The organism is Pseudomonas sp. NPDC099000, assembly GCF_044759925.1.
In the GTDB taxonomy this organism is placed as follows: Bacteria; Pseudomonadota; Gammaproteobacteria; order Pseudomonadales; family Pseudomonadaceae; genus Aquipseudomonas.
In genome coordinates this window covers 159,884-177,760 of sequence record NZ_JBIWAF010000010.1, presented here as the reverse complement: position 1 = coordinate 177,760, position 17,877 = coordinate 159,884, and the positions used below count along the sequence as shown (strand labels likewise).

The 17,877-nt window shown below is 61.5% G+C and carries 22 protein-coding genes; 13 read left to right on the top strand and 9 right to left on the bottom strand.

What is annotated here, in order from left to right; all coding sequences use genetic code 11:
• Window positions 1–110 precede the first annotated feature (110 nt).
• The 5 genes from ACIQV9_RS15235 to ACIQV9_RS15215 form a co-directional block, all read right to left on the bottom strand.
• The gene (locus ACIQV9_RS15235) at window positions 111–809 is read right to left on the bottom strand and encodes an OmpW family protein (RefSeq protein WP_403102760.1); all 699 of its coding nucleotides are present in this window, start codon (window positions 807–809) and stop codon (window positions 111–113) included.
• A gap of 224 nt (window positions 810–1,033) precedes the next feature.
• A complete protein-coding gene (locus ACIQV9_RS15230) occupies window positions 1,034–1,546 on the bottom strand; it encodes a DUF3299 domain-containing protein (RefSeq protein WP_403102757.1) in 513 nt (170 codons plus the stop codon).
• 11 nt (window positions 1,547–1,557) lie between these two features.
• The gene (locus ACIQV9_RS15225; RefSeq protein ID WP_403102755.1) at window positions 1,558–2,823 is read right to left on the bottom strand and encodes an ABC transporter permease; all 1,266 of its coding nucleotides are present in this window, start codon (window positions 2,821–2,823) and stop codon (window positions 1,558–1,560) included.
• A 1-nt stretch (window position 2,824) separates the two neighbouring features.
• Window positions 2,825–3,535, bottom strand: coding sequence for an ABC transporter ATP-binding protein (locus ACIQV9_RS15220; protein ID WP_403102752.1), 711 nt, complete (start codon window positions 3,533–3,535; stop codon window positions 2,825–2,827).
• A gap of 134 nt (window positions 3,536–3,669) precedes the next feature.
• On the bottom strand, window positions 3,670–4,257 hold the full coding sequence (locus tag ACIQV9_RS15215) for a DUF2796 domain-containing protein (RefSeq protein ID WP_403102750.1): 588 nt from the start codon (window positions 4,255–4,257) through the stop codon (window positions 3,670–3,672).
• 134 nt (window positions 4,258–4,391) lie between these two features.
• Between ACIQV9_RS15215 and ACIQV9_RS15210 the strand changes: the two genes are divergently transcribed.
• Window positions 4,392–4,742, top strand: a complete 351-nt coding sequence (locus ACIQV9_RS15210; protein WP_403102747.1) for a hypothetical protein — start codon at window positions 4,392–4,394, stop codon at window positions 4,740–4,742.
• A 72-nt stretch (window positions 4,743–4,814) separates the two neighbouring features.
• Here the strand turns inward: ACIQV9_RS15210 and trxA are convergent, their stop codons facing one another.
• The 3 genes from trxA to ACIQV9_RS15195 all read right to left on the bottom strand — a co-directional run bounded on the left by trxA (window position 4,815) and on the right by ACIQV9_RS15195 (window position 6,905).
• Entirely contained in the window at window positions 4,815–5,687 is an 873-nt protein-coding gene (gene trxA / locus ACIQV9_RS15205; RefSeq protein ID WP_403102745.1) for a thioredoxin, read from the bottom strand.
• Window positions 5,688–5,787: 100 nt separating this feature from the next.
• On the bottom strand, window positions 5,788–6,444 hold the full coding sequence (locus ACIQV9_RS15200; RefSeq protein ID WP_403102742.1) for a class I SAM-dependent methyltransferase: 657 nt from the start codon (window positions 6,442–6,444) through the stop codon (window positions 5,788–5,790).
• Window positions 6,441–6,905: a YbaY family lipoprotein gene (locus ACIQV9_RS15195; RefSeq protein WP_403102739.1), complete on the bottom strand. Its 465-nt coding sequence runs from the start codon at window positions 6,903–6,905 to the stop codon at window positions 6,441–6,443. The genes ACIQV9_RS15200 and ACIQV9_RS15195 overlap by 4 nt, the downstream gene beginning before the upstream one ends.
• A 127-nt stretch (window positions 6,906–7,032) precedes the next feature.
• On the opposite strand from ACIQV9_RS15195, the gene nrdR reads away from it, so the two are divergent.
• The 12 genes from nrdR to ACIQV9_RS15135 all read left to right on the top strand — a co-directional run bounded on the left by nrdR (window position 7,033) and on the right by ACIQV9_RS15135 (window position 15,839).
• Window positions 7,033–7,497: a transcriptional regulator NrdR gene (nrdR, locus tag ACIQV9_RS15190; RefSeq protein WP_003228656.1), complete on the top strand. Its 465-nt coding sequence runs from the start codon at window positions 7,033–7,035 to the stop codon at window positions 7,495–7,497.
• The gene (ribD, locus tag ACIQV9_RS15185; protein ID WP_403102735.1) at window positions 7,494–8,627 is read left to right on the top strand and encodes a bifunctional diaminohydroxyphosphoribosylaminopyrimidine deaminase/5-amino-6-(5-phosphoribosylamino)uracil reductase RibD; all 1,134 of its coding nucleotides are present in this window, start codon (window positions 7,494–7,496) and stop codon (window positions 8,625–8,627) included. Before nrdR ends, ribD begins: the two co-directional genes overlap by 4 nt.
• 46 nt (window positions 8,628–8,673) lie before the next feature.
• Entirely contained in the window at window positions 8,674–9,336 is a 663-nt protein-coding gene (locus ACIQV9_RS15180; protein ID WP_403102732.1) for a riboflavin synthase, read from the top strand.
• 16 nt (window positions 9,337–9,352) lie between these two features.
• Window positions 9,353–10,444 carry a bifunctional 3,4-dihydroxy-2-butanone-4-phosphate synthase/GTP cyclohydrolase II gene (gene ribBA, locus ACIQV9_RS15175; RefSeq protein WP_403102729.1) on the top strand — a complete coding sequence of 364 codons (1,092 nt, stop codon included), beginning with the start codon at window positions 9,353–9,355 and terminating at the stop codon, window positions 10,442–10,444.
• 91 nt (window positions 10,445–10,535) lie between these two features.
• Window positions 10,536–11,012, top strand: coding sequence for a 6,7-dimethyl-8-ribityllumazine synthase (ribE, locus tag ACIQV9_RS15170; protein WP_003185938.1), 477 nt, complete (start codon window positions 10,536–10,538; stop codon window positions 11,010–11,012).
• Entirely contained in the window at window positions 11,009–11,509 is a 501-nt protein-coding gene (gene nusB / locus ACIQV9_RS15165) for a transcription antitermination factor NusB (RefSeq protein ID WP_008153530.1), read from the top strand. The genes ribE and nusB overlap by 4 nt, the downstream gene beginning before the upstream one ends.
• Before the next feature lie 18 nt (window positions 11,510–11,527).
• Complete coding sequence (gene thiL / locus ACIQV9_RS15160) at window positions 11,528–12,493, top strand: thiamine-phosphate kinase (RefSeq protein ID WP_403102725.1); 966 nt, start codon at window positions 11,528–11,530, stop codon at window positions 12,491–12,493.
• The gene (locus ACIQV9_RS15155; RefSeq protein WP_403102722.1) at window positions 12,490–12,993 is read left to right on the top strand and encodes a phosphatidylglycerophosphatase A; all 504 of its coding nucleotides are present in this window, start codon (window positions 12,490–12,492) and stop codon (window positions 12,991–12,993) included. The genes thiL and ACIQV9_RS15155 overlap by 4 nt, the downstream gene beginning before the upstream one ends.
• A 22-nt stretch (window positions 12,994–13,015) precedes the next feature.
• Window positions 13,016–13,753, top strand: coding sequence for a substrate-binding periplasmic protein (locus tag ACIQV9_RS15150; RefSeq protein WP_403102720.1), 738 nt, complete (start codon window positions 13,016–13,018; stop codon window positions 13,751–13,753).
• Between the two features lie 252 nt (window positions 13,754–14,005).
• Entirely contained in the window at window positions 14,006–14,623 is a 618-nt protein-coding gene (gene ribA, locus ACIQV9_RS15145; RefSeq protein ID WP_027924335.1) for a GTP cyclohydrolase II, read from the top strand.
• Window positions 14,620–15,039: an MFS transporter gene (locus ACIQV9_RS15140; RefSeq protein WP_403102716.1), complete on the top strand. Its 420-nt coding sequence runs from the start codon at window positions 14,620–14,622 to the stop codon at window positions 15,037–15,039. Before ribA ends, ACIQV9_RS15140 begins: the two co-directional genes overlap by 4 nt.
• A complete protein-coding gene (locus ACIQV9_RS15135) occupies window positions 15,039–15,839 on the top strand; it encodes a cobalamin-binding protein (RefSeq protein ID WP_403102713.1) in 801 nt (266 codons plus the stop codon). Before ACIQV9_RS15140 ends, ACIQV9_RS15135 begins: the two co-directional genes overlap by 1 nt.
• Before the next feature lie 111 nt (window positions 15,840–15,950).
• On the opposite strand, the gene ACIQV9_RS15130 is transcribed toward ACIQV9_RS15135, so the two are convergent.
• Window positions 15,951–17,834, bottom strand: coding sequence for a TonB-dependent receptor domain-containing protein (locus tag ACIQV9_RS15130; protein WP_403102711.1), 1,884 nt, complete (start codon window positions 17,832–17,834; stop codon window positions 15,951–15,953).
• Between the last annotated feature and the right edge of the window lie 43 nt (window positions 17,835–17,877).

Here is a 17,877-nt window from a genome sequence, read left to right as displayed (position 1 = left end):
GAATGAGCCCTGTGGAATACAGGACTCAATCCGTTCAGGCCTAGAACCACAATCGTCCAACTTTTGGGGTGCACACCAGAGCGTGGGAACGATCAGCTCCAGTCAGGTTGTCAGAACTTGTAACCGAGGCCAACCATGTAGATGAATGGGTCGACATCCACATCGACCTTGGCGCGAGTGCCCGGAGCCACGGCGTTGTTTTCCACGGTCGCCGTGGTGTCGATGTCGATGTAGCGCACTTGGGCGTTGATCATCACGTTATCGGTCAGCATGTAGTCAGCCCCGACCTGAAACGCCATGCCCCAAGAGTTATCCGCCTTGAAATTACTGAAGCCGTTGGCCTGCGCTTCGCTGCCGACGTGTTCGTCGTAGATCCAGGTGTAGTTAATGCCGGCACCGACATACGGCTGGAACGCGGACTTCCCGTCCAGCGGGTAGTACACAACGCTCAAGGTCGGCGGCAGGTGTTTCAGGGTGCCGAGTTTGCCGTTGGCTGCGCCCAGGGCGGTGCCTTTGAGCTTCACGTCATGCTCGAATGGCGAGGCGGCCAGCAGCTCGATCCCCCAGTGGCTGTCGATCATGTAAGCGAAGTTCAGACCCAGCTGCGTGTCGCTGCTCATGGTGGCCTTGCCACCCAGGTCGGCGCCGGCCAGCGGGCCTTGATCGACCTTGACGCTGGAGCTGTCGGCTTTCGGGTTGACGGTGATTGCACCGGCACGAACGATGATGTCGCCGGCTTCGTGGGCGTAGGCGAGCGGGGCTGCGAGCGCGAGGGCAAACAGCGAAGCGCTGAGCAAGGACTTGTGCATGGGGGCTCCAAAGGACGTTAAAAATGTTCGATGTCCAATGGTACGGAAGCGTCTGATACGGTCTTTTGATTCAGCTCAATGAAACAGTGATGGTCCTGATTTTTGCGCAGCCTTTGAGGGCCTCTTCGCGGGCAAGCCTCGCTCCTACAAGGGGCTACGTATGACCTGTAGGAGCGAGGCTTGCCCGCGAAGGCGTCCTCTCAATCAATTCAAGCCCACCAGATTCACTCCGGCAATTCATACACATAAATCTTGTCCGCCTCCATCTGATACCCCGCATCCGCCAACTCACTGGTCGACGCTTTGACCTGCAACGCCCCCTCGATCCAGTACGGCTGATACAGCTCATCCAGCTTCACGCCCACTTCGCTTTTCACATGCACGATCTGGTTCGACGGCGGTGGCGGCACATGGATGCAGGCGCCGAAATACGGCACCAGCAAAAACTCCGTGGCGCGACCTTCCTCGCTCACCTCCAGCGGCACGATGTAACCCGGCAAGCGAATGTTCTGTCCGTCGAGGCTTTTCACCACCGGCGCATTGGGCATGTCCTGCTTGGCGGCGGGCGCTGATTCCAGCGCACTGCTCATCTGCGACAGGTCGTGCAGCGGTGTCATGTTCGGCACTTCCGGTGCGGCATCCGGCGGGATCATTTCCGACCAGGTCAGGTCTTTTGGCTCGGCCGCCCACAGTGGCAGGGCGACCAGCATCAACAGCGCAAGCAGAGCGCGGGGCATCATTAACGTCCTCATAGTCGGATCGACAGGCCATCGGCCAGGGATTGGCGATACGCGCGCCAGGCCGGCACGCTGCCCATCAGCAACGCGGCGATCAGGATGCCACCGAGCAGCGTCCATTCATATTCACTGGGCCAGGCGAGCGGCAGGTACAAGCCGTAATTGGCTTGCACATATCCCTGGGCCAGGGCGATGCCGACATACAAAAGCCCCAGCCCGGCAATCACGCCGGACAACGCCAAGGCAAACGCCTCCAGCACCAGCAACGTCGCGATGTGCCACGGCCGGGCACCGACCGAGCGCAGAATCGCCATCTCGCGGCGTCGTTCGTTGAGGCTGGTGAGAATCGCCGTGAGCATGCCGATCAACCCGGTCAGCACCACGAACAGCGACACCACGAACAAGGCTTTTTCCGCCGTGCTCATCAGACTCCACAACTCTTGCAGTGCCACGCCGGGCAGGATCGCCAGCATCGGCTCGCCACGGAATTCGTTGATCTCGCGCTGCACGGCGAAGGTCGAAATCTTGCTGTTGAGGCCCAGCATGAACGCGGTGATCGCTTGCGGTGTCAGGTCCATGTTGCGCGCCTGGTCGGCACTGATCCGGCCTTTGCCCTGGGCCGGCACGCCGTTGTGCCAGTCGACGTGAATCGCTTCCATGCCGCCGAGGCTGATGTGCAACGTGCGGTCCACCGGGGTGCCGGTGCGCTTGAGAATGCCGACTACGGTGAATGGTTTGTCGTCGTGTTTGACCAGGCTGATCACTGCCACGCCGTGGGCCAGCACCAGTTTGTCGCCGAGTTTGTAGTGCAGCGCATCGGCCACTTCGGCACCGAGCACTACTTCGAACGGATCGCTGGCAAAGGCGCGCCCATCGGCCACTTCCAGGTGCTGTTGATGGCCGTATTGGTAATGCTCGAAGTAGGCCTCGGTGGTGCCCATCACGCGATAACCGCGATGGGAGTCGCCGAGGGACATCGGGATTGCCCACTTCACTTTCGGGTTGTTGGCGAAGTGTTCGAAGCTGTCCCAACGGATGTTGTTGGTGGCGTTGCCGATGCGGAACACCGAGTACAGCAACAGGTTCACCGAACCGGAACGCGCGCCGACAATCAGGTCGGTGCCGCTGATGGTGCTGGCGAAACTGGCCTTGGCTTCGGTGCGCACCCGTTCCACCGCCAACAGCAGGCAGACCGACAGGGCGATGGCGAACGCGGTGAGGATCGCGGTGAAGCGGCGGTTAGCCAGGCTGGCCATGGCTAGACGAAACAAATACATCTCAGACCTCGGACGGGGTGGCGGCGCGATTGAGTTCGGCCAGCGACAGGTGGCGATCGAACAGCGGCGCCAGGCTCTGGTCATGGCTGACGAACAGCAGGCTCGAACCGGCTTCACGGCATTCGGCGAACAGCAGGCGAATGAAGTTTTCGCGAGCGTCGTAGTCCAGCGCCGAAGTCGGTTCGTCGGCGATCACCAGTTCCGGCTGACCAATCAACGCGCGCGCGGCGGCGACCCGTTGCTGCTGGCCGATGGACAGCGAGTCGGCGCGGCGGCTGAGGAGGCTTTCATCCTTCAGGCCCAAGTGAGCAAGTAAGGTGGCGGCGGCCTGGTCGACGCTGCCGTGGCGCTGTTTCGCCCGTTCGGCGCGCAGCCTGGAAAAGTGGCAGGGCAGTTCGACGTTCTCGCGCACCGAGAGAAACGGCAGCAAGTTGAATTGCTGGAAGATGTAGCCGGTGTGATCGACGCGAAAGCGGTCACGCGCGCCGGCGCCGAGTTCGGTCAGCTCCTGGCCCAGCAGGCGAATGCTGCCGCGATCGGGCTTCTGAACACCGCCGAGCAGGCCGAGCAGCGTGGTCTTGCCACTGCCGCTGGGGCCTTTGAGGAACAGGGTTTCACCGGGCATCAGGCGAAACGCCGGGATATCCAGCAGCGGCGGGTGACCGGGCCAGCTGAAGCCCAGGTCGGACAGTTCGATGAGTGCTTGGGTCATTTAACCGATTTCATGAGTGTTGATGAACCTGTGGGAGCGGGCTTGCCCGCGAAAGCGGTCTGACAGTCAACAGGTGTGCTGAATGTGACCGCCCCTTCGCGGGCAAGCCCGCTCCCACAGGATCTTTAGTGCATTCAGAACTTCAGGCTGGCCGCCTTGGCCGTTACTTCAACCCCTTGCTGCCCGCTCGGGCTGATCAGTTGTACCTGAATCTTCTGGGTAGCCGGGAAGGTGTTGAAGATGTTCGCCAGATCGAGGGTTTTCAGTGCCCCCGGGGCCGCGCAGGTGAATTGATAGTGGGCGTGGATTTCGCTGTGGTCATGGTGATGCCCGTCTTTGGCCTCTTCATCATGATCGTCATCAGCGTCTGGCTTGTCACCGAACAACGGGCTTTCCAGTTCCTGGCTAGCCACCACGCAACCGGCAGCTTTTGGCAGGTTGAACAGCGCCAGCGGTTTTTCGAGCTGCGCACGAGCAGCGGCGACCTTGGCCTTGTCGGCATCGGTGGTGGCTACGTGTTCGAAGCCCACCAGGTTCATCGCCGGGCTTTCCAGCTCCAGCTCCAGGGTCTGACCGTCCAGCGCGGCGTTCAGGCGACCGACGCCATGTTCGTGGGCGCTGAGGCTGCCGTGCTCATGGTCGTGGTCATGATCATGCTCAGCAGCGTGGGCGACGGCCAGCGGCAACAGGGCAAACGGCAGAGCGAGAAGCAGACGGCGCATGGCGGGTCTCCGAAAGTAAAATGAAGAGTTTGTTATGTAATCTTATAACGAAAGTGCGGGGAGTTTGACCGTCTGCTTGGCGTTGCGCAAGTCACATGGGAGCATGCAAGTCAGAAATGTGCAGGAGCAGACTTATGTTGCGAATTCGCGGAAGCATCGGCGACTGGCCGGTGGATTTGACGTTGGAGATGGATGACGGCGATTGGGCGCGGCTTGGTGCGCAGTTGCAGGTCGTCAAGCCTGAGGCCGCTACCGCCCCGGCCAAACCTGTGAATCAGGATGATGCGCTGTGGCAGGTCGCCAAAGACCTGCTGCGCAAGGCCGGGCAATTGAGCGGGCCGGATCTGCTGGAGCAGTTGGAAGGATTGACCGGCAGCGGGGCGTCGGGCAAACGCCTGTTGGTGCGCCTGCGCCATTGCGCTGATGTGAAGGTGACGAGCGGCGGGGATACGCCGCTCTACAGCTGGATCGCACCAAATTTGTAGGAGCGAAGCTTGCTCGCGAAGGCGATCTCAAGGACGTCTTCGCCGGCAAGCCGTGCTCCTACAAGGTTGCGGTCAATACAACGCAGCAAACAACTTGCGACGGTAGGTGGTCACCAGCGGATGATCATTGCCCAGCAGTTCGAACACCTGCAGCAAGGTCTTGTGCGGCAAGCCTTCGCTGTAGCTGCGATTGCGCACGAACAGTTTCAGTAATGCATCCAGCGCGGCGTCGTATTGCTGACGGGCCAGTTGCTGGATTGCCAGCTGATACACCGCTTCATCGTCCTGCGGATTTTTCGCCAGGCGCGCTTTCAGGTCTGCGGTATCCGGCAAATCCTTGGCTTGGCCGAGAAACTGGATCTGCGCCTTGGCGCCGGCCAGCGCAGCCTTGTGCTCGTCGCTTTTCACCGCATCGAGTACGGTTTGCGCTTCGCCCAGCTCGCCCCGTTCAGTCAGGCAACGGGCGTAGAGGATCAAGGCGCCAGCGTTGGTGTTGTCTTCGCCCAGCAGCACTTTGAGCGCGGCTTCGGCGTCGGCGAAACGACTGTCGTCGAACAAGGCCTGGGCCTGTTCGAACGGATCAGCGGCTGCGGGTGGCGGCATTTGCACGTGAGGCTCAAGCATCGCCCGCACGGCGGATTCCGGCTGCGCACCGGCAAAACCGTCCACCGGCTGACCATCCTTGAACAACACCACCGTTGGCAGGCTGCGAATACCGAAGCGGGCGACGATGTCTTGTTCGAGATCGCAATTGACCTTGGCCAGCAGCAGTTCGCCCTGATAACTCTCGGCAATGGTTTGCAGCATCGGCATCAGCACTTTGCACGGCGCGCACCATTCGGCCCAGAAATCCACGAGCACCGGTTTGTGGAAAGAGTTCTCGATCACCGACTGGTCGAAATCGGCAGTCGTGGCGTCGAAGATGTACGGCGTTTCCTGACTCATGGGGGATCTCGTAAAAGCGTGAATGGGGCAACTATACGGCTTGACGGGGGGCGGCCGGAAGCCGGAACACTGATCGTTCCCACGCAGAGCGTGGGAACGATCATGGTCGTGTGGCGTGGTAAAGGCTCACATGCCGAAACTCTTCAGGCTCGGCCAGATCCGGCAGGGTCATCGCTTCCAGCATTTCGATGCGTTGATAGAGCGGATGCCTGAAATCCCTCACCCGCGAATCGGCCACCAACGCCTCCTTGCCACGGCTCAAGAACTCATCGAGCAACGGCAGATTCGCCCGGTCGTAGAGCACGTCCGCCACCAGAATCAGATCAAACCGATCCGCCTCGGCGAAAAAGTCCGACGAGTAGCTCAGCTCCACGTCATTGAGTACAGCATTCGCCCGACACGCGGCAATCGCCAGCGGGTCGAGGTCACAGGCCACCACTTCCAGCGCCCCGGCCTTGACTGCCGCGATCCCCGCCACCCCGGAACCGGCGCCAAAATCCAGCACCCGTTTGCCTTTGACCCACTCAGGGAATGCGGCGAGATAGCGGGCGACCGCCAGGCCGCTGGCCCAGCAGAAACTCCAGTACGGCGGCTCATGCAGAATCCGCCGGGTTTCTTCCGGGCTGAACGCGCGGTCCATGTTGTCGCCGTCGATCAGCCAGAGTTTCAGCTCGGTATCGGGCAATGCAACAGGCACCAGCTGCGCATCACCGAGCAATTCACCCAACGCCCGTTGCAGGTCGAGCGGTGCAATCATGGCGCTTTGACGAATTGCAACTGACCCAAGGCCTGGGTCGTCGGCTGGGTAATGACCTGCGAAGGCAGGTGCAAAATCAACTGACCGGACTGGCTGGCGCGACCGCGCAATTCAACGCGCACGCCGGCCGGGAACGATTCCGGGTTGAAGCGCAGGTGAAACGGCAGAATCTGATTGGTGCCGATCAGGCTCGAACTGGCGAGCAATTGCTGCGGGCGGTCCTTATCATCGATCACCAGCAGCGCCAGTTCGACTTCGGCGCCGGCCGGCACGCCTTGCAAGGTGCCGCTCAATTCACGCTGATAAGCAGGCAACGGGCCGAGGTTGGCTGACTCCTTGGCTTTTTTCTGCGCGGCTTGTGGGGCTGGCCCTGGCGTCGGCGGCTGGGGCTTGGGCGCATCGCTGCTGCAGGCCACCAGCAGGCTGAAAAGACTGAGCAATACGAGCGGTCTTAGGGACATTTGCGGCTCCAGCAAGGTGAAATCCATGAATCAGGCATATAGCCCGTCTGTATACCGTAAACCCTATGGCTTGTCTTGCCACGGGGATGCGCTACCATGGCCCTCCCTTTTTTTGTTGCCTGCCACCATGCACTGTCCCTTCTGCGGTGCCAACGACACCAAGGTCATCGACTCGCGTCTGGTCGCCGAGGGCGAACAGGTGCGCCGCCGGCGTGAATGCCTGGCCTGCGGCGAGCGTTTCACGACGTTCGAGACTGCCGAACTGGTGTTGCCGCGCCTGATCAAAACCGACGGCAGCCGTCAGCCCTTCGACGAAGAAAAACTGCGCGCCGGCATGCAGCGTGCGCTGGAGAAGCGCCCGGTGAGTGTCGAGCGCCTCGAATCGTCGCTGGTGCACATCAAACACAAACTGCGCGCCACCGGTGAGCGAGAGGTTAAATCCCTTGTCGTCGGTGAACTGGTGATGGCCGAGCTGCAAAAGCTCGACGAAGTCGCCTACATTCGTTTCGCCTCCGTGTATCGGCGCTTCCAGGACCTCAACGAGTTCCGCGAAGAGATCGATCGCCTGGCCCGTGAGCCGGTGAAAGAATGAACACCTCCCCAGAACAAGCCATCCTCGACGCCCATTACATGGCCCGCGCGCTGGAACTGGCGCGCAAAGGTCATTACACGACGCACCCCAACCCTCGGGTGGGCTGCGTGATCGTGCGTGACGGGCAAATTGTCGGCGAAGGCTGGCATGTGCGTACCGGCGAGCCGCATGCCGAAGTCCACGCCCTGCGTGCCGCAGGCGACAAGGCCCGAGGCGCCACCGCTTACGTGACCCTCGAACCGTGCAGCCACCACGGCCACACGCCCCCCTGCGCCGATGCGTTGGTGAATGCCGGCCTCGCACGGGTCGTCGCGGCGATGCAGGACCCGAACCCCTCGGTGGCCGGTCGCGGCATGCAACGCCTGGCCCAGGCGGGCATCGTCATCGAAAGTGGCGTGCTGGAAGGCGAGGCGCGCAAGCTCAATCAAGGCTTCCTCAAACGCATGGAACACGGTTTGCCGTTCGTGCGGGTCAAGTTGGCCATGAGCCTCGATGGTCGCACGGCGATGGAAAGCGGCGAAAGCCAATGGATCACCGGCCCGGCTGCGCGCTCGGCGGTTCAACGCCTGCGCGCCCAGGCCAGCGTGGTGCTGACCGGCGCCGACACGGTGCTGGCGGACAACGCCCGCTTGACCGTGCGCGCCGATGAACTGGGCCTGGACGCCGAGCAAACGGCCCTGGCCATGAGCCGTCCACCGCTGCGCGTGCTGATCGACGGCCGTCTGCGAGTGCCGCTGGATGCACCGTTCTTCAAGGCCGGCCCGGCATTGGTCGCCACCTGCATGGCCATTGAAGAGCAATACGCCAACGGCCCGGAATGCCTGATCGTGGCCGGTGACGATGGCCTGGTCGACCTGCGCAAGTTGCTGGTTGAACTGGCCAATCGCGGGGTCAACGAGGTGCTGGTCGAAGCGGGCCCGCGTCTGGCGGGGGCATTTGCCCAGCAAGGTCTGGTGGACGAGTTCCAGATCTTCATCGCCGGCAAGTTCCTCGGTTCTTCGGCTCGTCCATTGCTGGACTGGCCGCTCGCGCAAATGAAGGATGCGCCCGAGCTCAAAATCACCGAAATTCGTGCGGTTGGCGATGACTGGCGAGTCATCGCCATTCCTTCGCCAGCGGCGAGCGTATAATTCCGGGCCTGCGCCACGCGACGGCCCTGTTCTCGAGGAGGACTCCATGTTTACCGGCATCATCGAATCCATCGGCAGTATTCGTGCATTGACCCCAAAAGGCGGAGATGTGCGGGTACACGTAGAAACCGGCAAGCTCGATCTGAGCGACGTCAAACTGGGCGACAGCATCGCGGTCAACGGCGTGTGCCTGACCGCCGTTGAATTGCCGGGCAACGGCTTTGCGGCGGACGTCAGTCGCGAAACCCTCGACTGCACTGCCATGAATGACCTGAAAAGCGGCAGCCCGGTGAACCTGGAAAAAGCCCTGACCCCGACCACTCGCCTCGGCGGGCATCTGGTCAGCGGTCACGTCGATGGCGTGGGCGAAGTGGTTTCCCGTACCGAGAATGCTCGCGCCGTGGAATTCCGCATCCGTGCGCCGAAGGACCTGGCCAAGTACATCGCCCATAAAGGCTCGATCACTGTCGACGGCACCAGCCTGACCGTGAACGCGGTCGATGGCGCCGAATTCTTGCTGACGATCATTCCCCACACCCTGAGCGAAACCATCATGGCGTCATACCAGCCTGGTCGCCGGGTGAACCTCGAAGTCGACTTGCTGGCACGTTATCTGGAGCGCCTGTTGCTGGGCGATAAGGCCGCAGAACCGGCTTCCGGGAACATCACTGAAAGCTTTCTGGCCGCCAACGGCTACCTCAAATCCTGACTGAAGGGGGTGCCTTGTGGCGCTCAATAGCATCGAAGAACTGGTTGAAGACATCCGCCAAGGCAAGATGGTTATCCTCATGGATGACGAAGACCGCGAGAACGAAGGCGACCTGATCATGGCCGCCGAGTGCTGCCAGCCTGAACACATCAACTTCATGGCCAAGCACGCCCGTGGCCTGATCTGCATGCCGATGAGCCGCGAGCGTTGCGAGCTGCTGAAGCTGCCCTTGATGGCGCCGCGCAATGGTTCCGGCTTCGGTACCAAGTTCACCGTGTCCATCGAAGCAGCCACCGGCGTGACCACCGGTATTTCCGCTGCCGACCGTGCGCGTACCGTGCAGGCCGCTGCCGCAAAAGACGCCAAGGCTGAAGACATCGTCAGCCCCGGCCACATCTTCCCGCTGATGGCTCAGGCTGGTGGCACCCTGGCCCGCGCCGGCCACACCGAAGCGGCGTGCGACCTGGCGCGCATGGCCGGTTTCGAGCCGAGCGGCGTGATCTGCGAAGTGATGAACGACGACGGCACCATGTCCCGCCGCGCGGAACTGGAAGCGTTTGCTGCCGAACACAACATCAAGATCGGCACCATCGCCGACCTTATTCACTACCGGATGATCCACGAACGTACCGTTCAGCGGATTGCCGAGCAGCCGCTGGACAGCGAACTGGGCCAATTCAACCTGGTGACCTATCGTGATTCCGTGGAAGGCGACGTGCACATGGCCCTGACCCTGGGCACCGTGTGCGCCGAAGAACCGACCCTGGTTCGCGTGCACAACATGGACCCGCTGCGCGACCTGTTGATGGTCAAGCAGCCTGGCCGCTGGAGCCTGCGCGCCGCCATGGCCGCGGTGGCCGAGGCGGGCAGCGGCGTGGTGCTGTTGCTCGGTCACCCGCTCGATGGCGACGTGTTGCTGGCGCATATCCGCGAAACCGCGGAGCACGCACCGGCGAAAAAACCGACGACCTACAGCATCGTCGGTGCCGGTTCGCAGATCCTTCGGGACCTGGGCGTGCGCAAAATGCGCCTGATGAGTGCGCCAATGAAATTTAATGCGATATCCGGTTTCGATCTGGAAGTTGTAGAATACGTGCCCTCCGAATAATGACCGGTTGTTTCCAGTCCTTGATTCGCGGTTAACACATCACTGAGGGACGCGTAGAAAACGCGTCCCGGCTCTTTAAGAGATCTAACGAATGACCCTGAAGACCATCGAAGGTACCTTCATCGCCCCTAAAGGCCGCTACGCTTTGGTAGTGGGCCGTTTCAACAGCTTCGTCGTTGAAAGTCTGGTCAGCGGTGCAGTTGATGCCCTGGTTCGCCACGGCGTGAGCGAAAGCGACATCACCATCATCCGCGCACCTGGCGCCTTCGAAATCCCGCTGGTTGCGCAGAAAGTCGCTCAGAAGGGCGAGTACGCGGCAATCATCGCTCTGGGCGCGGTCATTCGTGGCGGTACTCCGCACTTCGAATACGTGGCGGGCGAATGCACCAAGGGCCTGGCCCAGGTGTCCATGGAGTTCGGCGTTCCGGTCGCTTTCGGCGTCCTGACCGTTGATTCCATCGAGCAAGCCATCGAACGTTCCGGCACCAAGGCCGGTAACAAAGGTGCCGAAGCTGCCCTGTCCGCTCTGGAAATGGTCAGCCTGCTGGCGCAGTTGGAGGCCAAGTGATTAGCGACGAAAGTGATCGTTTCAACCCGCGCGATCCAAAGCCTGCGGATGCCGGCAAGCCATCGAAAAGCGTCAAGCGTCGCGAAGCCCGTCAGCTCGCGACTCAGGCGCTGTACCAATGGCACATGGCCAAGCAGTCGCTGAACGAGATCGAAGCGCAGTTTCGGGTCGATAACGATTTCAGCGATGTCGATGCCGCTTACTTTCACGACATCCTGCACGGCGTTCCGGCTCACAAGCCTGAGATCGACGCTGCACTGACGCCGTGCCTGGACATCACGATCGAAGAGCTGGACCCGGTTGAACTGGCCGTTCTGCGCCTGTCGACCTGGGAACTGCTCAAGCGCGTCGACGTGCCGTACCGAGTTGTGATCAACGAAGGTATCGAGCTGGCGAAAGTCTTCGGTTCCACCGACGGCCACAAATTCGTCAACGGTGTACTCGACAAGCTAGCCCCGCGTCTGCGTGAAGCTGAAGTGAAGGCGTTCAAGCGCTAACCAGCGCTTGAATTTGCGATGGGCGAGTTTGAGCTGATCCGCAACTTTTTCGCCGCCGCGCCTTGTGCGCAAGGCGGCGAAGGCGTTGCCCTCGGGATCGGCGATGACTGCGCCTTGCTCGCTGTTCCCCCCGGGGAGCAGTTGGCGATTTCCACCGACACGCTGGTTGCCGGTGTGCATTTCGCAGATCCTTGCGACCCGTTCCTGCTCGGTCAGCGTTCGCTGGCTGTAGCCGTCAGCGATCTGGCCGCCATGGGCGCCACCCCCGTTGCCTTTACCCTTGCCCTGACCCTGCCGACGGTGACCGCCGATTGGCTGGACGCCTACGCCCGTGGTCTGAACCTCATGGCGCAGAGCTGTGGGGTGGCGCTGGTGGGCGGCGATACCACGCGGGGGCCGCTGAGCCTGACCATGACGGTGTTTGGTCGTGTGCCGGCCGGCATGGCGTTGACCCGCAGCGGTGCGCAGCCCGGCGATTTGCTTTGCGTGGGCGGTGAGTTGGGCAATGCGGCGGGAGCCTTGCCGCTGGTGCTGGGGCAGCGTATGGCTGAAGCCGCCATCGCCGATCCATTGCTGGCCCATTACTGGTCACCGCAGCCGCAGCTTGGGCTGGGAATGGCGCTGCGCGGCAAAGCCACTTCGGCGCTGGACATCTCCGACGGCTTGCTCGCTGACTGCGGGCATATCGCCCTGGCGTCGAAGGTGGGTATTCAGGTTGAACGGGACGCGCTGCCATTGTCGAACGCTCTAGTGGCCTTCCTCGGTCAATCTTCCGCCGAAGAGGCCGCGTTGAGCGGCGGGGACGATTACGTGCTGGCCTTCACCCTACCGTCCGTCGAGTTGCCCGCGTTGCTGGCCGCCGGCTGGCCGATCCATGTGGTCGGACGTGTGGTGGCAGGGCAGGGCGTTGTGCTGCTGGATGCCGCTGGACAAGACATCACCCCGCAAAACCGGGGCTATCAACATTTTCGGGAGACACCGTGACAGATCATCCCAAACAGGTCCCGGCGGAATTCGTACCGCCGTCGGTCTGGCGCAATCCCTGGCATTTCCTGGCGTTCGGCTTCGGCTCGGGCACCTTGCCAAAAGCACCGGGCACCTGGGGTTCGTTGGTTGCGCTGCCCTTTATCCCGTTGTGGCAGATGCTGCCCGACTGGGGTTACTGGCTGATGCTCGGCGTCACCATGCTGTTCGGCTTCTGGCTGTGCGGCAAGGTCGCCGACGATTTGCGGGTACACGACCACGAAGGCATCGTCTGGGACGAAATGGTCGGGATGTGGATCACCCTGTGGCTGGTGCCGGAAGGTTGGTACTGGTTGCTGGCGGGGTTCCTGGTGTTCCGCTTCTTCGACATTCTCAAGCCTTGGCCGATCCACTGGATCGACCGGCATGTGCACGGTGGCGTCGGGATCATGCTCGATGACGTATTGGCAGGTGTGTTTGCGTGGTTGGCGATGCAAGGGCTGGTATGGATTTTCGCCTGACGGGCGAGACAGGGGACTAGGGATGGCTCGGCGCTGGTTGGCTGTGACGGTGTTCGCCATGTTTTGCTCGATCGCCCGCGCGGGCGATGTAGCGACGACGCCGTCCGTGATTCATCTGGCCAGCGAAGACTGGGAAGACTACACCGCCGCTGACGGTCATGGCCTGGGTTGGGACGTGCTGCGGGAAGTGTTCGAGCCGGCCGGGGTCAAACTGGACATCCGTACCGAGCCTTACACCCGCTCCGTGGGCCTGGCCCAGCGCGGGGAAGTGGACGCCTGTGTTGGCTCCTACCGTGACGAGAACAGCGATCTGCTTTATCCGCGCTGGAATTTCGATACCGATCACATCTATGCCCTGGGCCTGGCGAGCAATCCGGCACCGACCCCCGAGACGCTGGGCAACTATCGACTGGCCTGGGTCCGCGGCTACGACTATCAGGATTACTTGCCCAACGTGCGGCGCTATAACGAAGTCATGCGGCGCACCGGCATTTTGTCGATGCTGACCCACAACCGCGCCGACTACTACATCGACGCGCTGACCGAAGTCGACTACGTCCTCAAGTGGGCCAAGGATCCTTCGCAGTTTCGGCGCACTCACATCGCGGAATTGCCGCTGTACCTGTGCTTCGCCGATACGCCCAAGGCCCGCACGTTGATGGCGCTGTTCGACCAGCGCATGGAGCTGCTGGTGAAAAGCGGCCGGTTGAAACCGATCTTCGAGCGCTGGAAACAGCCGTATCCGTTCGATTCGAAATGAACACGAATCTATTGGTTAATGATGAACCCTTGTGGGAGCGAGCTTACTCGCGATGGCGGTCTGTCAGATACAAATATGCAGAGTGACACTCCGCCTTCGCGGGCAAGCCCGCTCCCACAGGGGTTGATGGTGGGCTTGAGATCTAACTATTTGATCGTTATGCCCCATAATTCAGCCTAAGCGTCTGTAGGAACGTGCTGTTACAATGCCGCCTCTGCGAATCTCCAGTACTTATTGATCAGGAGCACACCGGTGCCTGTCGTTTTTGTCGCCGCTTCCAAGCTGCCAACGCCTTTTGCGCAATTCACCATGCACGGCTTTCTCGATGAAGAAAACGGGCGCGAGCACGTGGTGCTGAGCCTGGGTGAGTTCGCCGACGGTGCCCCGGTACTTGGCCGCTTGCACTCTGAATGCCTGACCGGCGATGCATTGTTCAGCCAGCGTTGCGACTGCGGTTCGCAACTTGAGGCCGCCTTGCAGGCCATCGCCCGTGAAGGCCGTGGCGTGTTGCTGTACCTGCGTCAGGAAGGCCGTGGCATTGGCCTGCTGAACAAGATCCGCGCCTATGAGTTGCAGGATGGTGGTGCCGACACCGTTGAAGCCAACGAACGTCTGGGCTTCGCCGCCGACCAGCGTGACTACGCCATGTGCCTGCCGATGCTGGAACACCTGGGCGTGAAATCCCTGCGCCTGATGACCAACAATCCGCGCAAGGTCAAAGCCTTGACCGACATGGGCATCGTGGTCGCCGAGCGAGTGCCGTTGCACACCGGTCACAACCCGCACAACAAACTCTACCTGGCCACCAAGGCCAGCAAGCTCGACCACATGATGGGCAACGAGCATCAGGGCGAGGCAGACCGGGCGTGACGCGCGGTCAAGTACGGCGGCGATTGTCCTTCAACTGGTGGCAATACCTGGCCTTGGCCCTGCTGCCGCTGTTCGTGATCAATGGCGTGTTCGGCCAGGGCGAGGCGCTCCTGCCCGTGCTGGCGATGCCGTTGTTCATCGCCGGTGTCGCCTCGATGTTTGTCAGCCTGAAGTTTTTCGGCGGCTACAAGCACGCACTGATCGCCACCCAGAAAGCCCTCGACACCCCTGAAGAACCCGCCGCCTGGATTACCCTGGCCGCCAAGCGCCGCAAGGCGTTCCTGGTCGCGAGCCTGCCGGCCTGGATCGGCGCATTGGCGGTGTTCGTCGGCCTCGAAGCGGTGCCGTTGGTGCTGCTGGCGTTGTCGACCACGGTGCTGTTCTACCTCTACCGTATCCCGCGTCAACTCAGCTGATGTTTCGCTTCTGGTTGGCGGTGATGCTGCTGGCCGGTAGCGGCATGGCCTCTGCTGTTGAGCGCGTTGTCAGTCTCGCGCCGTCTCTGTCTGAAATCGTTGTCGAACTGGGCTCCGCGGACCTTCTGGTCGGCGTGCTGGATGCCGGAGAGCGTCCTGTCGAACTCAACGGTCTTCCATCGGTTGGCCGCTACGGTCAGTTGGACATGGAACAGTTGCTCAGCCTCAAACCCGATTTGCTGCTGCTCTGGCCTGGCAGCGTTGGCCCGGGCCAGCGTGAACAGCTCAAGCGACTGAACATCCCCACGTATGTCGCTGAACCCCACAACCTCGAACAACTGACCGCGCAGATTGAAGCGATTGCCACCCAGCTCGGTCGTCCTGAGCGTGGCGTTTCATTGGCCGCGCATTTACGCCAGCGCCTCGATGTGCTGCGCCAGCGTTACCGCCGGGATCAACCGTTACGGGTGTTTTATCAGGTCTGGGATCGGCCGTTGTACACCGTTGGCGGCGGGCAGATCATCAGTGATGCGCTGGAGGTGTGCGGTGCGCGGAATGTGTTTGCCGACCTGACATTGCCGGCGCCGCAGGTCAGCGTAGAGGCGGTGTTGCAGCGAGATCCCGAGGTGATTCTGGCCAGTGATCAGGCGCAGCTGGATGCCTGGAAAGCCTGGCCGCAGGTGGCGGCGGTGGCGCAGGGGCGATTGCGGTTGGTGACGGATAAAGGGCTGGAGCGGCCGAGTGGGCAGATGATCGAGGCGACGGCCAAACTTTGCCAAGTGATTGCGCCTGACCGGTGAGACCGAGGTGTGGCCTTCGCGGGCAAGCCTCGCTCCTACAGGTCCGGTGTGATCCTTGTAGGAGCGAGGCTTGCCCGCGAAGAGGCCCGCCCGAACACCACACATTTCAGATCAGATTTCCGGCGTCCAGGTCACCCCAAACATCCACGCCCGACCTTCCTCGCGATACCCATACTGACTGCCGTCATGGCTGTACAGCGCCCGGCTATAACCCTTGTCCAACAGGTTATCGACCTTCAGCTCAAGCTTGATCTCACGATTCAGTTCCCAGCTGCTGCGCAACCCCAGCAACGCATACCCGCCCAATGGCTGCTGATTGTTCTCATCGTCATAGCTGCTGCTCACCGCTTGCCAACTGGCACCGAGGCCGAGTCGGTCGAACTGTCGATCCAGGTCCAGGCTCAAGGTCCGCCGCGCACGCCGAGCCAGGGTGTGGCCGCTGTCGCGATCCCGTGGGTCGATGATCGCCACGCCGAGGTTGCTCTGCCAGCCGAACAGTTCCTGTTTCAGAGCCGCTTCGAACCCATTGATCCGCGCCGAAGCCACGTTCTGTGGTCGTGAGTTGCTGCCAAAAATAATCGCGTCTTCAAGGTCCGTGCGGTACAGCGAAGTTTCGAGGCGGCTGGTCTCGGTCAACTGACTGCGCCATTGCAGCTCGTAGCTTTTCGAGGTTTCGGGCTTCAGGTCCGGGTTGCTGAAGTCCGGGTAATACAAGTCATTGAAGGTCGGTGCGCGGAAACCTTCGCTGTAGGTCAGCAACACGTCGTTTTCCGGGTTCAGCGGCAGGGTGAAGGTGCCGCTCCAGCTGTTCTGGCCGCCGAACTGCTGGTTCTGGTCCCGGCGCAAACCCAGTTCCGTGGAGAAGCTGTCCGCCTGGTAGCGATGCTGGATAAACGCCGCGCGGTTCCAGCGGCTGTCCTCGTCGAACGGGGTGCTGCTGTTGATCCGGTCTTCGTACCAGTCGCCGCCGAGAATCAGGCTGTTGCGCTCATTGAGCGTCAGGTCGTTCTGCCAGTTCACCGAATCACGGTACGTGTTGAACACGCTGCGCTCATCGCTGAGTTTGTCGAGGGTCTTCTCGCGGTTTTCGCTGTGGCCGAATTCGACGCGGGTTTTCCAGAGGTCGTTGACCCGGGCATCGACATAACTGCTGACGCTGCTCACGGCAAAGTCGCTGTAAGGCTGCTGCTGGAGCGATTCGAAGGTCGTCGTGTCGAAGCGTCCGAACGGATTGTCGAACTCGCTTTTGCCACGGTTATCCAGCGCGTTGGCGCCGATTTCGATGTCCTCGGTGAGGGCATGGCTCAGGCTCAGGCTTACCGATTTGTTGCGGTATTCGTCATGATCGCCGTCGCTGGGATAGGACTCGTGGGTGCGGTTGATGCCGGCGGTTTCATCGAGGCTGGCGCCGAGGTTGAAGCGGGTTTTCTCATCGCCGCCGGATAATCCGAGGCTACGTTCCCACGTCTGGTTGCTGCCAAACCCCACGTGCATGCGCGGCTGCAGGCCTTGTTCGCCGCCGCGTCGGGTGAAAATCTGGATAACCCCGCCAATCGCATCGCTCCCGTAAATCACCGAACGGGAGCCGCGCAGCACTTCCACGCGCTCGACCTGCTCGATGTTGATGTGTTGCAGGTTGCTGTCGCCGGAGGTCGAGTTGCCGATGCGTTGGCCGTCCACCAGCACCAGGCTCTGGGCCGACTTGGTGCCGCGAATGTAAATCCCCGGCAGACTGCCGCGCCCGCCGGTTTGCCCGACTTGCACACCCGGCACACGACTCAGCAAGTCCGTGACACTGCTCGGTTGCAGGCGGTCGATGTCGTCGCGGGTGAAGACGGTGTTGGCGGCGCTGCTGTCGTTGCGCGCTTCGACCTGACGGTTGGCGCTGATCAGCACTTCGGGGAGTTTCAGGGCTTGATCGCGTTCGAAGGTGTCAGCCAGGAGTTGGCCGGCCGGCAGCAGGGTCAGCGTCAGGGCGAGAGGGGAGAAATTCATGATGTATTCGTAAGATCGAAGAAAAACGCGGTCCTTGTAGGAG

What these genes read in the sequence shown, in the direction of transcription:
- ribE (WP_003185938.1), top strand. Translation starts at nt 10,536, where the DNA reads ATGACCCTGAAGACCATCGAAGGTACCTTCATCGCCCCTAAAGGCCGC.
- ACIQV9_RS15225 (WP_403102755.1), bottom strand. Translation starts at nt 2,823, where the DNA reads ATGTATTTGTTTCGTCTAGCCATGGCCAGCCTGGCTAACCGCCGCTTC.
- ACIQV9_RS15210 (WP_403102747.1), top strand. Translation starts at nt 4,392, where the DNA reads ATGTTGCGAATTCGCGGAAGCATCGGCGACTGGCCGGTGGATTTGACG.
- nrdR (WP_003228656.1), top strand. Translation starts at nt 7,033, where the DNA reads ATGCACTGTCCCTTCTGCGGTGCCAACGACACCAAGGTCATCGACTCG.
- ACIQV9_RS15195 (WP_403102739.1), bottom strand. Translation starts at nt 6,905, where the DNA reads ATGTCCCTAAGACCGCTCGTATTGCTCAGTCTTTTCAGCCTGCTGGTG.
- ACIQV9_RS15150 (WP_403102720.1), top strand. Translation starts at nt 13,016, where the DNA reads ATGGCTCGGCGCTGGTTGGCTGTGACGGTGTTCGCCATGTTTTGCTCG.
- ACIQV9_RS15235 (WP_403102760.1), bottom strand. Translation starts at nt 809, where the DNA reads ATGCACAAGTCCTTGCTCAGCGCTTCGCTGTTTGCCCTCGCGCTCGCA.
- thiL (WP_403102725.1), top strand. Translation starts at nt 11,528, where the DNA reads ATGGGCGAGTTTGAGCTGATCCGCAACTTTTTCGCCGCCGCGCCTTGT.
- trxA (WP_403102745.1), bottom strand. Translation starts at nt 5,687, where the DNA reads ATGAGTCAGGAAACGCCGTACATCTTCGACGCCACGACTGCCGATTTC.
- ACIQV9_RS15180 (WP_403102732.1), top strand. Translation starts at nt 8,674, where the DNA reads ATGTTTACCGGCATCATCGAATCCATCGGCAGTATTCGTGCATTGACC.
- ACIQV9_RS15220 (WP_403102752.1), bottom strand. Translation starts at nt 3,535, where the DNA reads ATGACCCAAGCACTCATCGAACTGTCCGACCTGGGCTTCAGCTGGCCC.
- ACIQV9_RS15230 (WP_403102757.1), bottom strand. Translation starts at nt 1,546, where the DNA reads ATGCCCCGCGCTCTGCTTGCGCTGTTGATGCTGGTCGCCCTGCCACTG.
- ribD (WP_403102735.1), top strand. Translation starts at nt 7,494, where the DNA reads ATGAACACCTCCCCAGAACAAGCCATCCTCGACGCCCATTACATGGCC.
- ACIQV9_RS15200 (WP_403102742.1), bottom strand. Translation starts at nt 6,444, where the DNA reads ATGATTGCACCGCTCGACCTGCAACGGGCGTTGGGTGAATTGCTCGGT.
- ACIQV9_RS15130 (WP_403102711.1), bottom strand. Translation starts at nt 17,834, where the DNA reads ATGAATTTCTCCCCTCTCGCCCTGACGCTGACCCTGCTGCCGGCCGGC.
- ACIQV9_RS15215 (WP_403102750.1), bottom strand. Translation starts at nt 4,257, where the DNA reads ATGCGCCGTCTGCTTCTCGCTCTGCCGTTTGCCCTGTTGCCGCTGGCC.
- ACIQV9_RS15135 (WP_403102713.1), top strand. Translation starts at nt 15,039, where the DNA reads ATGTTTCGCTTCTGGTTGGCGGTGATGCTGCTGGCCGGTAGCGGCATG.